The organism is Leisingera sp. ANG-S5 (genome assembly GCF_000813925.1).
Lineage (GTDB): Bacteria > Pseudomonadota > Alphaproteobacteria > Rhodobacterales > Rhodobacteraceae > Leisingera.
Map to the genome: position 1 here is coordinate 385,285 of NZ_JWLH01000003.1, position 13,682 is coordinate 398,966.

The following is a 13,682-nucleotide window of genomic DNA, read 5'->3' on the forward strand; positions in this document are numbered from 1 at the left end:
CTAATCGTGGCTGATCTGTTTTTCTTTGGCACGCTGCGCCATATCCCTTTGCTTGAGCTGGTTTTGGGTCGCAGCGGGGACGCCCTGAATGCGCAATCCGCGAAACTGCCCGGTCACGGTGTGTATCAGGTGGTGGGACAGCCGTTTCCCGCAATCGAGGAGCGCGCTGGCGCTATCGCGGATGGTGTTCTGGTGCAGGGGCTGTCACCTGCCGACTTGGACGCGCTCAACTTTTACGAAGGCGGCTTTGGCTATGCCCTGAAGCCTGTCACCGTGCAGCTGGCAGATGGCAAACCTGCCGGGGCGGAGGTGTATTTTCCAGAGCCTGGCCTGTGGCAGACAGCCGAGCCTTGGGACCTCGCTGCATGGGTGGCTCAGTGGGGCGCGCTGTCTTTGCGCGCAGCAGAAGAAGTCATGGCCTATCACGGCAGGATGAGCGCCGAAGAGGTGGCCCGCTGCTTCCCTTCCGTCCGCCGCCGGGCCGCTGCCTGGCTGGCCGGGCAGGCCCGGCCCGGCGACGGGGAGCACGACCTGTCCCGCGACGTGATCGTGCACAACCATAAACGCGCCTATCTGAACTTCTTCGCGACGGAGGAGATGGACCTTCAATTCCGCCGGTTCGATGGCAGCATGAGCCCGGTGATGAACCGCTGCGCCTCCATGGCGGGCCACGCAGCGGTGGTATTGCCCTACGACCCGGTGCGTGACCAGGTTCTGCTGGTGGAACAATTCCGCGCACCGCCCTTCATCATGGGCGACGCGCACCCCTGGATGTGGGAGCCGGTTGCCGGGGTGATCGACCCGGGCGAAACGGCTGAGGAAACCGCTGTGCGCGAAGCGGTGGAGGAGGCGGGCGTTACAGTCCAGCATCTGGAAACCGTTGCGCGGGGCTACCCATCCAGCGGGGCGCTAGCGGAATATATCCATATTTTCATAGGTATATCCGACCTTTCTGATGTCTCGGGCGGCGGCGGCGTTGCGGGCGAGGGCGAGGATATCCGCAGCCGGATCCTCGGTTATGATGAATTGATGGCGGGGATTGACGCGCAGGCCTATCAGGACATGCCGCTGATGACGGCTGCGCTGTGGCTGTCACGGCACCGTGAACGGCTGCGCAAAGGCAATAGCTGACCCGCTTCCCGCCTTGTGATCGACGGACCGCTTGGATACACCATGGGGGAACGATCGAAAGGGATACCATGCGCATTGCACGCGATCTGGCTGATGCCGTCGGCCATACACCTCTTATCCGCCTGAACCGCGTCAGCGAAGAGACCGGCTGCGAGATCCTGGGCAAGGCGGAATTCATGAACCCGGGCCAGTCGGTCAAGGACCGCGCCGCGCTCTACATCATCCGCGACGCCATCGCCCGCGGTGATCTGAAGCCGGGCGGCACCATTGTCGAAGGCACCGCCGGCAACACCGGTATTGGCCTCGCGCTGGTCGGCGCTTCGATGGGCTTCAAGACGGTGATTGTGATCCCGGAAACCCAGTCCGAGGAAAAGAAGGACATGCTGCGCCTGGCGGGCGCCCAGCTGGTCCAGGTGCCCGCGGCGCCCTACAAGAACCCCAACAACTACGTCCGCTATTCCCAGCGTCTGGCGGAAAAACTGGCCAAGACCGAACCCAATGGGGCCATCTGGGCCAATCAGTTCGACAACGTCGCCAACCGCCAGGCCCATGTGGAAACCACCGGCCCGGAAATCTGGGAACAGACCGGTGGTAAGGTCGATGGTTTCGTCAGCGCCGTGGGCTCCGGCGGCACCATCGCGGGCGTGGCCGAGGCGCTGCAGCCCAAGGGCGTGAAAATCGCACTGGCCGACCCGATGGGCGCGGCGCTCTTTTCCTACTACACCAAGGGAGAGCTGGCCTCCGAAGGCAGCTCCATCACCGAGGGCATCGGCCAGGGCCGTATCACCAAGAACCTCGAAGGCTTTACCCCGGACTTCAGCTATCAGATTTCCGATGCCGAAGCGGTGCCTTACGTCTTTGACCTGCTGCACGACGAAGGCCTGGTGCTGGGCGGCTCCACCGCGATCAACATCGCCGGTGCGGTGCGCATGGCCAAGGATATGGGACCGGGCAAGACCATTGTCACCGTGCTGTGCGACTACGGCACCCGTTACCAGTCGAAGCTGTTCAACCCGGACTTCCTGCGTGAAAAGAACCTGCCGGTGCCGGAGTGGATGACCCACACACCCGCCTCGATCCCCGGTGTTTTTGAGGACGTATGACACCCATTCTGACCGCATTGCGGACTGCATTGCTGGGGCTGGCCTTTGCGGCCGGCCTCGCTTTGCCTGCGCTGGCCCAGTTCACGGCTGAATCCCGCGCCTACTACCAGGACTGGCTCAAGACCGCGAGCCGCGCGGAAGAGGTGATTGACGCCAGCCGCGCCTCCAGCGCCGCATTTGAGATGCTGCGCAAGGAGCTGACCAGCTACCGCCAGCGGTTCCTGGAAGGGCGCACCAAGAACGCCGATCGCATCCGGACGCTTCAGGGACAGCTCAGCGCCCTTGGCAAGGCGCCGGAAGAGGGCGAGAGCGAGCCGGAAGATATCGCCCGGCTGCGTGCCACGCTGGAAACACAGCTGCGCGACCTAGAAGTGCCGCGCATCGTTTCCGAGGAGGCCTACAGCCGCGCCAACGGCCTGATCTCCGAAATCGACAAGATCATCCGCGAGCGCCGCACCCGCAAGCTGCTGGAGCGCGGCCCCTCGCCGCTGAACCCCGAACACTGGCCCGGCGCCCTGCGCACGCTCAGCCGGTCGGTCAGCTCCATCTGGAATGAAACCGCCTCCAGGATCGGCAGCGCCACCACCGCCGAGCGGGTCAGCAACAGCCTGCCGGCACTGCTTCTGCTGCTGGCAATTGCGGCATTTCTGCTGCTGCGCGGACGTCCCTGGGCCCATGCGGCGGGCGATTACCTGCGCCAGTTCGGCAGCAGCGGCCGCGGCGTCTGGGGCTTTATCGTGTCCCTGCTCGAAGTCATCCTGCCCTTCATCGGCATCATCTGCCTGGCCGCCGCGGTGGAACTGTCGGGCATCCTCGGCAGCCGCGGTTCGCTGCTGCTGGATTACGTCCCGGGCTGGGCACTGCTGATCCTGTCGTTCCACTGGCTGGGCAACCAGCTGTTCTCCAGCCGGCTCGAAAATGATCTGGTGCCGGTGCAGGAGGGGCGGCTCAATGAAACCCGGCTGATGGTGGATATCCTGGCGGTGATCCTGGTGCTCCAGGACGCGCTGGTGAATCTGGAGAATATCGAAACCATTCCCACCTCCGTCCATGCAGTTGCCAGCTTCCCGCTGATCACGGCGGCGGCGCTGGTGATGCTGCGGCTGCACCGCATCGGCGCCAAACGGCGCCAGAAGCAAACTTCGGACGCCGAAGAGGATGGTGCCATCGCTGCCGGGGCCAACCGCATTCTTACACTGGTGCGCCGCGCCTCCTATCTGCTGGGGTTCATTTCACCGCTGCTGGCTGCGCTTGGCTATGTGAATGCCGCCGAGGCGCTGATCTACCCGGCGGTTTCAACCCTGGCGCTGCTGGCCGCGCTGCTGGTTTTCCAGCGGTTCCTGGGCGATCTCTACGGCTGGCTTTCGGGCAAGGGGTCCGAGGCGCGGGATTCTCTCTTTGCGGTGATGATCGGTTTCCTGCTGGCCGCTCTTGCACTGCCGCTTCTGGCGCTGATCTGGGGCGCGCGGGTGGCGGATATGACCGAACTGTGGTCGCGCTTCCTTGAAGGTTTCCAGATCGGTGATACCCGTATATCGCCCACCGCCTTCCTGACCTTTGCCGTGGTCTTTGCCGCCGGTTACGCGCTGACCCGGCTGATCCAGGGGTCCTTGCGCAACTCACTGCTGCCCAAGACCAAGATCGACCCGGGCGGCCAGAACGCCATCACCTCGGGCCTCGGCTATGTCGGCATCTTCCTGTCGGCGGTGATCGCCATTTCCATGGCCGGTCTCGACCTGTCCTCCCTCGCCATCGTTGCCGGTGCGCTGTCGGTCGGCATCGGTTTCGGCCTGCAGACCATCGTCTCCAACTTCGTCTCCGGCATCATCCTGCTGATCGAGCGTCCCATTTCCAAGGGCGACTGGATCGAGGTTGGCGGCCTGATGGGCTATGTGCGCGACATTTCCGTGCGTTCAACCCGGATTGAGACCTTTGACCGCTCTGACGTGATCGTGCCGAACTCGGACCTGATCTCCGGGACCGTCACCAATTACACCCGCGGCAATACCGTGGGCCGGGTGATCGTGCCGGTCGGCGTTGCCTATGGCACCGACCCCCGCAAAGTCGAGGCCATTCTTACCGAGATTGCCAAGGCGCATCCGATGGTGCTGCTCAATCCGGCGCCCTATGTGGTGTTCCAGGGCTTCGGCGCTGACAGCATTGATTTCGAAATCCGGGCGATCCTGCGCGATGTGAACTGGGTGCTGTCGGTGAAATCCGACATGAACTACGAAATCTCCAAGCGGTTCCAGGAGGAGGGGATCGAGATCCCCTTCATGCAGCGCGACATCTGGATCCGCAATCCAGAGGCGCTGACGCCGTCCAAGCCGTCCTCTGCGGGGCAGCCTGCGGCGGCCTCCGCTTCCGCTCCGCCCAAGCCGGATCTGGATGATCTGCAGCAGGACGCAGGAGATGATGCTGATTCCGATGGAGACGCCGATGCCGACAAGTGAACCGCTGTTCCGCAAGGATGCCTATGCCCGGATGACCGAGGCGGAGGTGCTGGCCCATTCCGACCAGGGCGGGATCGTTTTGGACCGGACCTTGTTCTATGCCACCGGCGGCGGCCAGCCCGGCGACAGCGGCCAGCTCCTGTGGGCGGACGGCCAATGCTCCATCGCAACCACGGTCAAGGGCGAGGATGGCGCGATTATTCTGGTTCCGCATGAAGGGGAGGTGCTGCCTGCCGTGGGCACCACCGTGACCCAGACGCTCGACTGGGACCGCCGCTATGGCCACATGCGGATCCACACGGCGCTGCATCTCCTGTCCGTGGTGATTCCGCTGGAAGTGACTGGCGGCTCGATCGGCGCAGAAAAGGGGCGGCTTGACTTCAACATGCCGGAGGCGCCGGAGGACAAGCAGGCGCTGCAGGACCAGCTGCAAGCGCTGATCGACCGCGATCTCGCAGTGACAGAGGACTGGATCACCGACGCCGAACTGGATGCCAACCCGCAGCTGGTCAAGACCATGTCAGTCTCGCCGCCGCGCGGGGAAGGGCAGGTGCGGCTGGTGCGTATCGGCACGGAAGACGAACAGATCGACCTGCAGCCCTGCGGCGGCACCCATGTGAAGCGCACCGGCGAAATCGGCCGCATCCGCCTTGGAAAGGTTGAGAAAAAGGGCAAACAGAACCGCCGCGTGTACCTGCATCTGGAGGCCTGAAAAAGTTTTGGGGGTAAGTGAAGTTTTTGCAGTTTCAGCCCTTGCAATTCCCCGGCTGATCCTTCAAAAGCCCCCTCAACGGAGAGGTGGCCGAGTGGTCGAAGGCGCACGCCTGGAAAGTGTGTAGGCGGGAAACCGTCTCCAGGGTTCGAATCCCTGTCTCTCCGCCATAATCCCAAAATGGCACCCGGATATGCGCTGCGACGCACGCTGTGCGCCCGCGCACTGCGCTTTGCGGACTGTATCCGGTTTAAATAAATTCCCCGGCAATATCTTCTTGCGCCCCAGGCTGCAGCAGCTGGCCGTTTTACCTGTTTGATTCGTGTGCCGCGGAGGCATGTTTTGCTGAAACGCGAAACAAAGCAGTGCGATTTCCGTGATTGTTCGTGAACTTAGCGTTAATCCCGCTGCGGATGAGGAAGAATGCGGCACAGGGCCGATGGCTTGCCTCAAAATCTCCATGTTTCGATTTCGGAAACCCAGGGGCCTCCAAAACAGCCGTTATAGCGCCTTGCAGGCGTGTTTCTTCCCCAAGGGCAGCAATTTGGCCCGGAAAATGGAAACAGTCGGCGGAAAACTGGACCGGTTCAGACCGCATTTTCAAAGCGCAGCGGCGCAATGCGGGGAATTTTAGGCAATTTTTTGGCTTTGTGGCCCGCTGAGGCTAAAGTATGGATGGTTTAGCCCATTGGGGGGGCACGTTCTGCAAGCTGCTGGACTGTGGTGGACTGCTAAAATTTAATTTAAGTCTTTGTGCCGCGACGCGCGCACTCCACTGATCCGAAAAGCTTCTGAAAACCGGCTGCGTGCTGCTTGGCACGCAATCCAGAGCGCATGCGCGGTCTGGCCCTCTGCCTGCATGGGCTGGTGTTTTTGATAACGGCATTCCGCGTGAGTGCCCGGCTGGTCCGAACGATGGGGCTTGGGTCCAGTCCGGCGAGGAGAGGGTGAAGAAAATGAGTGACAACAATCCGAATCCGGAGCTGGACGGAATTGTAGAAGGCACCGCAGGCAATGACCTGATTGACGGCGCCTATACCGGTGATCCCGAAGGCGACATGGTCGACAACGCGGATGCGATCGACCCGTCGGCGGGGCCGGATGATGATGTCATCATCGCGGGCAGCGGCAATGACAGCGTCTATGCCGGTTCGGGCAGCGATACCGTCGATGGCGGCAGCGGCGACGACCTGATCCTCGGCGATGGCGTCTCCGGCGTCTATGAGCCGGTGAAGATCACGATCTCGTCGACCAGCTCGGCCTTTCAGAATGAGGTCTTTGCCTACACCATCGACCCGGCAACCGGAGCGATCAGCAACATTGTGGTGCTGTCGCAGAATGCCAGTGCAGACGTGGGCGAGACCTACACCTACGACGCGCCTGCTGGTGCGGTGGTTGGCGTTGGTATTGTCAGCCCGCATGGCACCTACTACTCCTCGGGTTACGGCGACAATGCGGACCTGAACCCGGATGGTCTGGACCACACCAAGGGAATCTACCAATTCCCGGACGGCTCCGTGCAGCTGGGGTTCGAGGATCTGCACAATCTGGGCGACCGGGATTTCAATGACGTCAAGCTGATCATTGATCTCGGCACCTCCGGCACCACCCTGGATACCGCACATTACGACTATTCTTCCGAGCCGCAGGATCCAGTGGTTCCGGGCGACGACAGCCTGACCGGCGGCGAGGGCGATGACACCATTCTGGGCGGCGGCGGTGATGATACCATCGACGGCGGTGACGGCTCTGATTCCGTGGATGGCGGCGACGGCGACGATGTAATCGACACCTCCAAGGACAGCGGCGTGCCGCTGCCGGACCGCGGATTTCCGGGTTACACTGGCACCGATCCCGATATCCCGTTCATCCCGGCGGATGCAGATCCGTTTGATGACATGGACACCGTTTTCGGCGGTGCCGGGAACGACACCATCTCGACCGGCGATGACGCCGACTTGATCGATGGCGGCACCGGCATGGATGTGATCGACGGCGGCATCGACGACGACACCATCGACGGCGGCGCCGACAATGACCTTCTGATTGGCGGTGAAGGCTCCGATGTCCTGACCGGCAGCGGAGGCGATGACACCATCTATGGCGGCTTGGATCCGGCCTTCCCGGACGGGCTTAACATCACCGACGACGGCAGCGACGGCCGCCCGGCCGACCCCGATCCCACCAACGGTATGGACACCATCAACGGCGGGTCAGGCAATGACGTGATCTTTGGCCAGGATGACGATGATGACATCCGCGGCGGCTCGGGCGATGACACCATCGACGCAGGCATCGACGACGACATCGTGCGCGGCGGCTCCGGCAATGACGTGATCACCGGCGGCCATGGCGCGGATACTCTGATTGGCGGCGCCGACCGCGATACGTTCATCGGCGGCACTGCGGGCGATATTGTTGACGGCGGCTCTGACGGGGACGACTTCGACACCCTGGACCTGCGCGGTTCCGGCCCGTTTGAGCTGACGGATGTCACCGAGGATCCGGATGGCAACAGCCTCTCGGGCACCGTCAACTTCCTTGATGAAGATGGCGCCGTGACCGGCACGATGACCTTTGGCGAGATTGAGCAGATCATTCCCTGCTTCACGCCGGGCACGCTGATTGCAACCCCGCAGGGCGAGCGCAAGGTCGAGGACCTGCAGGCCGGCGACCGGGTGATTACCCGCGACAACGGCATCCAGGAAATCCGCTGGATCGGCGCCCGCTCGCTGGAGGCCGCCGACATGAAGGGGGCCGCGCATCTGCAGCCGGTTCTGATCCGTCAGGGGGCACTGGGCAACGGGCTGCCGGAGCGTGACATGATGGTCAGCCCCAACCACCGGGTGCTGGTCGCCAATGACAAGACCGCGCTCTATTTCGAGGACCGCGAAGTGCTGGTTGCGGCCAAGCACCTGACCGGGCTGGCGGGCGTGGACGTCGTGGAAACCTCTGCCATCACCTATATCCACTTCATGTTCGACCAGCATGAGGTTGTGCTGTCCGATGGTGCCTGGACCGAGAGCTTCCAGCCTGGTGACCAGTCGCTGCGCGGCCTGGACAACGCACAGCGCAACGAGCTGTTCGAGCTGTTCCCGGAACTGAAGTCGCAAAAAGGCCGTGAAGGCTATACCGCGGCGCGCCGGTCTCTGCGCAAACACGAGGCGCATCTGCTTGTGCACTGAAAGGTGCAGCTGTCGTCTTGGGGGAGGCGGCGGGTAAGAGCGTAGCGCAGGAAGGCAGGGTCTTGTGCCCTGCCTTCTCTGCTTTTGTGGGAGTGTCAGCGCTGCTGGCGCCAGGCGGCCCAATCTTCCGGTGTGTCGAGATCCGTCAGCGCGTGGCGGCCGGGCAGGGGAACTGTCCGGACGGTCTCTGCCGTCAGGATGCTGCGGGCGCCCTGATCGCCCTGCAGGCACTGCAGCACCTCGAAACAGCGCCGCGGAAACAGCACCGGGTGGCCGGGTGTTCCGTCCTCCGCAGTGGCGCGCAGGACGGGGCTGTCGGGGCCGCCGAAATGCGCCGCCAGGTGCAGCATGTCCTGCGCCGTTACCTCCGGCATGTCGGCGGGCAAGATCATCACCGCCTGTGTTTGTTCCGGCAGCGCGGCGGTGCCGCGGCGGATCGAGGCGGCCATGCCTTCAGCTGCGTCCGGCACGGGGACCTGGATTGCGTCATCGGCTGCAGCCGCCCGCGGATGGGACGGGCCGGGCAGGGTGACAAAGACCGGCAGGCCGGTCAGCGCGGCACGGCGGCACATCAGGGCGAGCAGGGGCTGGCCGTCCACCTCCTCCATCAGCTTGTCGCGGCCCAGCATCCGGGAGGACGCGCCGGCGGCGAGCAGGAGAATGGCGATAGCGGTCATGCAACCCGGTCCTTGGTTCTTGGCCGCAATGGCGGATGCCTCCGGCGGGAGTATTTTTGCAAAGAAGAAGGGCGGCGGCCAGTGAAAGCCGCATAGGTCAGCAGGGTTGACCAAATGTTTCGCGCGCGAAACATTTGGGTGCCGGCACTGACGTTTGTGTTGCGCAAGTGCCGCGGCGTCAGCGTGCGCAGGGGTGGCAACGGGGTGGATTCAGGTCAGGCGAGCTGACCTGAATCCCGTAGTTTTAGGGCTCAGCCGCGCATCCGGGCGCCGTCGGCGTCGAATAGCGGCTCAGTGATGAGGCGGGCCTTGTACATCTTGCCGAGGATTTCGATTTCCACTTCCAGGTTTTCCCTGGCTGTCCCCGTGGGGACAAACCCCAGCGCGATAGATTTCTGTGCGTGGTGCGAGTAGCCGCCGGAAGTGCAGAAGCCCACAACTGCGCCGTCGAGCCAGATCGGCTCATAGGCGACCACATCGGCATCGTCTGCCGCGACCTCAAAGGCGCAGAGCTGGCGGGCGGGGCCTGCATCGCGTTCGGCCTCAGCCGCGGCGCGGCCGATGAAATCGACGGGTTTCTTGAAGGAGATGAAGCGGTCCAGCCCGGTCTCAGCGGCGGTGTAGTCAGGCGAGAACTCGCGCAGCCAGGAGCCGAAGAACTTGTCCAGGCGCAGCGACATCATTGCCCGCATGCCGAAGGGTTTCATGCCGTGCGGCTGGCCAGCGGACCACAGGGCATCCCACAGGGCGCGCTGGCTGGGCAGGTCGCAGTAGATCTCATACCCCAGATCGCCGGTATAGCTGACCCGCTGCACGATACAGTCGGCCATGCCCACGGTCAGGTGGCGGACATCCATGAAGCGCATGTCCGAGATGTCCTGGCGGGTGCAGGCCTGCAGCACCTCGCGCGCTTTGGGGCCTGCGATCTGGAAACCGTTGCGGGTGTCGGAGATGTTATCGAGGTGAACGCCCTCGTCCAGGTTCTGCAGGAACCAGCGCATGTGATAGGCCTGCGAGCCGTAAGAGGCGGTGAGCTGGAATTCTTCCTCGCTGAGGCAGGAGATGGTGAAATCGCCGATCAACCGGCCCTTGGGGGACAGCATCGGGGTCAGCGACAGGCGGCCCGCCTGCGGCACCCGGCCCGCCATGATGCGGTCGAGCCAGGCGCGCGCACCTGCGCCCTTGACCAGGTATTTGCCGAAGTTGTGGACCTCGTTGATGCCGACGTTTTCTCGCACCGCTTTGACTTCGCGCGCGGTGGCCGCAAAGGCGTTGGAGCGGCGGAAGGAGGGGGTCTCGTACCGCGGTTCGTCCCCTGTCGCGAAGTAGTTCGGGACCTCCATGCCGTATTGCGCGCCCCAGACGGCGCCCATGCCGTCAAAGATGTCGTACATCGGGGTGGTGCGGAACGGGCGGGCGGCGGGCAGTTCCTCGTTCGGGTAGGCGATGGAGAAGCGTTTCTGATAGTTTTCAATGACTTTCGGCCGTGTGTAGCCAGGGGTGATCCAGTCGCCGAAGCGGGCGCAGTCCATCGCAAATGTGTCGCGCTCGCATTCGCCCTCGACCATCCACTGGGCCAGCATCAACCCGACGCCGCCGCCTTGGGAGAAGCCGGCCATCACGGCGCAGGCGGACCAGTAGTTGCGCATGCCGGGCACCGGGCCGACCAGCGGGTTGCCGTCGGGGGCAAAGGTGAAGGGGCCGTGGATCACCGATTTGACGCCTGCGGCCTCCAGCGCCGGGAAGCGGTTGTAGGCAAAGGCGATACTGTCCTCGATCTTGTCGAAGTCATCGGGCAAGAGTTCATGTCCGAAGTCCCACGGCGTGCCATCGACCGCCCAGGGTTTGCAGGGCTGCTCGTAGAATCCGATGCAGAGGCCGCGGCCCTCCTGGCGCAGGTAGCTTTCGCCGGCCGGGTCCATCACATGCGGATGCTCGCCGCCGCCGTCGATGATCTCGGCGATCATCGGCACCTCGTCGGTGACGATATACTGGTGCTCCATCGGGTGCAGCGGGAAGTAGACACCGGCCATGGCGCCGACCTCGCGCGCCCAGAGGCCGCCTGCGTTGACCACATGTTCGGCGTGGATGGTGCCCTTGTTGGTGACCACGTCCCAGGTGCCGTCGGGGCGCTGGTTGGTCTCGATCACCTTGCAGTGGGTCTCGATCGTGGCGCCGCCCATGCGCGCGGCCTTGGCATAGGCGTGGGTGGTGCCTGAGGGGTCGAGGTGGCCGTCCAGCGGGTCGTAGAGGCCGCCGATAATGCCGTCGGTGTTGGTGACGGGGGCGATCTTCTTGATTTCTTCGGGGGAGACGATTTCGGTCTCCAGCCCCATGAAGCGGTGCTTGGCGCGCTCCGCCTTCAGCATGTCGAAGCGTTCCTGGGTTTCGGCCAGGGTGACGCCGCCGACGTGGTGCAGCCCGCAGGACATGCCGGTGATCTCTTCCAGCTCTTTGTAGAGCTTGATGGTGTAGCCCTGCAGCGCCGCCATGTTGGTGTCGCCGTTGAGGGTATGGAAACCGCCCGCCGCGTGCCAGGTGGAGCCGCTGGTCAGCTCCGAGCGTTCGATCAGCATGACATCGGACCAGCCGAGCTTGGTCAGGTGGTAGAGGACAGAGCAGCCGACGACGCCGCCGCCGATCACTGCCACGCGGGTGGTGGTTTTCATGTGGGCCTCCCTGAGTAGGTGTTTCCCGCATTCTGTACAGAAGTGAACAGTAGTCCAGAAGAAAAACGGCACGGTATGCCGCTTCCAGGCCGTCTGCGCCGCTTAGGGTTATTCAGAGGTGCGGAAGCGGCTGTTCTGGATGAGGAAAATTGCTGTCAGCGGGGCGGTGAGGAGAATGATGCCAACCGTGATCAGGAGCATGCCGAGCTGGGAATAGTCGGCGGGCGTGGTGATGGTGCCCGCCGAATCTGTGACTTCGCGGGTCACCACAAAGATCTCGTTCAGGTATTTGGTGCCGAGGCTGGAGGCAGAAAGCGCCAGGTTGGTGAAGGAGGCCATAACCGCAAAGAAGGTGGCCTTGAGACCCGAAGGCGCGTTGCGGGCGATCCAGGCGAGCATCGGGATCATCGCGACCTGGCCCAGCGGCGATTCCACTGCGGTGTCGACAATGGCGATGAAACGGGCGTCGACCACGCCTCCGGTCATGGCGGCGGTCCAGTGGTGGGCGCCGTAGTAGAGCGCGATGTTGGGCAGGCTGAGGACGGCTTCGGTGATTGCCAGAAAGGCGACGATCCAGGCAATCGGGCGGCTGGCCATCAGCGGGCGGAAGATCAGCATGCCGGCAAGCGTCAGCAGCGAGGTGATCAGGGACAGGACCGACAGGAACTGCTGGTCAAAGCCCAGCACGTCAATCTCAAACCAGGTGGCGCCGGGGCCGCGCAAGGGCGTGGCGCGGTAGACAAAGATGATGATGGCGGTGCCGATCAGGGCACGGGCGTGGTCGGTGGGCAGAACTGCGACCAGCTGGCGCATCAGGAACAGCACGATGGCCATGGATCCGGCAAAGACGATTTCCTGCGAGTAGGGCACATCGCCGAGGCCCACGGTGAGCGACAGCGCGACAAAGGCGCCGCCGCCAATGAAATACCAGTGGTTCGGGCTGACCGGCTCTCGCGGGAGGTCTATGCGGCTGCGGATTTCTGCTTCGGCCAGGCCTTCGCGGCGCAGAGCGGCGGCCTTGCGCCATTTCTGCCAGATCGCCAGCGCCACGCCGGACAGCGAAATAACCGGGATCAAAAGGGCGAGGGTGAAGACAAAGCCGTAAAGCGCGCCCTTGTCCGATTGCGGCAGGGCATCGGCACCGTCGAACAGGGCGACGTTCAACGCGGCAGCGGCGCTGGAGCCGCCAATCAGCGCGATGCGGCCGAAGGTCTGCATGGTGGTGTGCAGGGATTTGGTCTCAGCCTCGGGCAAGGGATTGCCTTGTGCGTCAACATGCGGCACAGCCTCTACCGACATCGCATCGGCCACCACGTCCTGCAGCACGAAACCGCAGGGCGCGAGCAGGGCGGCGGTGACGTACCAGGCATTGAGCGGCATCAGGCCGGACATCATGTCCGGGTGCAGTACCATTGCAGCCAGAATGGCGTAGCTGGCACCCATCAGCGCGGCGCCCGCGAGGATCAGCAGGTACTTCCAGCGCCAGATCAGGTCCACGAGATGCCCAAGCGGCATCTTCAGTGCCCAGGGCAGCCCCACCCAGAAGGCCAGTCCGGCCAGAAAGGCGGCGGAAAGGTCGAGGTATTCCTTGACGTAGAACGAGGCGGCGACGGTGCTGATACCCTGTGCGCCATAGGCGAAATAGATCAAGAGCGGCGGCAGGAAGGACCAGCGCAGCTGCCGGAACAGTTCCAGCACGATGCTGTCGAACCAGCCCCAGGCCAGCACTGCCGCGCGAGTCATCGGTGTTCT

Annotated in this window: 8 protein-coding genes and 1 tRNA gene; 6 read left to right on the forward strand and 3 right to left on the reverse strand. The window is 63.5% G+C overall.

Going from position 1 to position 13,682, the window contains the following annotated elements:
• Window positions 1-6 precede the first annotated feature (6 nt).
• The 6 genes from RA25_RS06610 to RA25_RS06635 all read left to right on the forward strand — a co-directional run bounded on the left by RA25_RS06610 (window position 7) and on the right by RA25_RS06635 (window position 8,584).
• Window positions 7-1,131, forward strand: coding sequence for an NUDIX domain-containing protein (locus RA25_RS06610; RefSeq protein ID WP_039170894.1), 1,125 nt, complete (start codon window positions 7-9; stop codon window positions 1,129-1,131).
• 68 nt (window positions 1,132-1,199) lie between these two features.
• Window positions 1,200-2,234, forward strand: coding sequence for a cysteine synthase A (locus RA25_RS06615; RefSeq protein ID WP_019297490.1), 1,035 nt, complete (start codon window positions 1,200-1,202; stop codon window positions 2,232-2,234).
• The gene (locus RA25_RS06620) at window positions 2,231-4,687 is read left to right on the forward strand and encodes a DUF3772 domain-containing protein (protein WP_052254184.1); all 2,457 of its coding nucleotides are present in this window, start codon (window positions 2,231-2,233) and stop codon (window positions 4,685-4,687) included. Before RA25_RS06615 ends, RA25_RS06620 begins: the two co-directional genes overlap by 4 nt.
• On the forward strand, window positions 4,647-5,399 hold the full coding sequence (locus tag RA25_RS06625; RefSeq protein WP_193747967.1) for an alanyl-tRNA editing protein: 753 nt from the start codon (window positions 4,647-4,649) through the stop codon (window positions 5,397-5,399). Before RA25_RS06620 ends, RA25_RS06625 begins: the two co-directional genes overlap by 41 nt.
• An 80-nt stretch (window positions 5,400-5,479) precedes the next feature.
• Window positions 5,480-5,569 (forward strand) — tRNA-Ser (locus RA25_RS06630).
• A 786-nt stretch (window positions 5,570-6,355) separates the two neighbouring features.
• Window positions 6,356-8,584, forward strand: coding sequence for a Hint domain-containing protein (locus RA25_RS06635; protein WP_039170896.1), 2,229 nt, complete (start codon window positions 6,356-6,358; stop codon window positions 8,582-8,584).
• 95 nt (window positions 8,585-8,679) lie between these two features.
• On the opposite strand, the gene RA25_RS06640 is transcribed toward RA25_RS06635, so the two are convergent.
• The 3 genes from RA25_RS06640 to RA25_RS06650 form a co-directional block, all read right to left on the reverse strand.
• Window positions 8,680-9,261 carry a nucleotidyltransferase family protein gene (locus tag RA25_RS06640; protein ID WP_039170898.1) on the reverse strand — a complete coding sequence of 194 codons (582 nt, stop codon included), beginning with the start codon at window positions 9,259-9,261 and terminating at the stop codon, window positions 8,680-8,682.
• 251 nt (window positions 9,262-9,512) lie between these two features.
• Window positions 9,513-11,930, reverse strand: coding sequence for a GcvT family protein (locus RA25_RS06645; RefSeq protein WP_039170903.1), 2,418 nt, complete (start codon window positions 11,928-11,930; stop codon window positions 9,513-9,515).
• 108 nt (window positions 11,931-12,038) lie between these two features.
• Entirely contained in the window at window positions 12,039-13,673 is a 1,635-nt protein-coding gene (locus RA25_RS06650) for a membrane protein (RefSeq protein WP_039170907.1), read from the reverse strand.
• Window positions 13,674-13,682 lie beyond the last annotated feature (9 nt).

What these genes read in the sequence shown, in the direction of transcription:
- RA25_RS06640 (WP_039170898.1), bottom strand. Translation starts at nt 9,261, where the DNA reads ATGACCGCTATCGCCATTCTCCTGCTCGCCGCCGGCGCGTCCTCCCGG.
- RA25_RS06650 (WP_039170907.1), bottom strand. Translation starts at nt 13,673, where the DNA reads ATGACTCGCGCGGCAGTGCTGGCCTGGGGCTGGTTCGACAGCATCGTG.
- RA25_RS06645 (WP_039170903.1), bottom strand. Translation starts at nt 11,930, where the DNA reads ATGAAAACCACCACCCGCGTGGCAGTGATCGGCGGCGGCGTCGTCGGC.
- RA25_RS06615 (WP_019297490.1), top strand. Translation starts at nt 1,200, where the DNA reads ATGCGCATTGCACGCGATCTGGCTGATGCCGTCGGCCATACACCTCTT.
- RA25_RS06625 (WP_193747967.1), top strand. Translation starts at nt 4,647, where the DNA reads ATGATGCTGATTCCGATGGAGACGCCGATGCCGACAAGTGAACCGCTG.
- RA25_RS06620 (WP_052254184.1), top strand. Translation starts at nt 2,231, where the DNA reads ATGACACCCATTCTGACCGCATTGCGGACTGCATTGCTGGGGCTGGCC.
- RA25_RS06635 (WP_039170896.1), top strand. Translation starts at nt 6,356, where the DNA reads ATGAGTGACAACAATCCGAATCCGGAGCTGGACGGAATTGTAGAAGGC.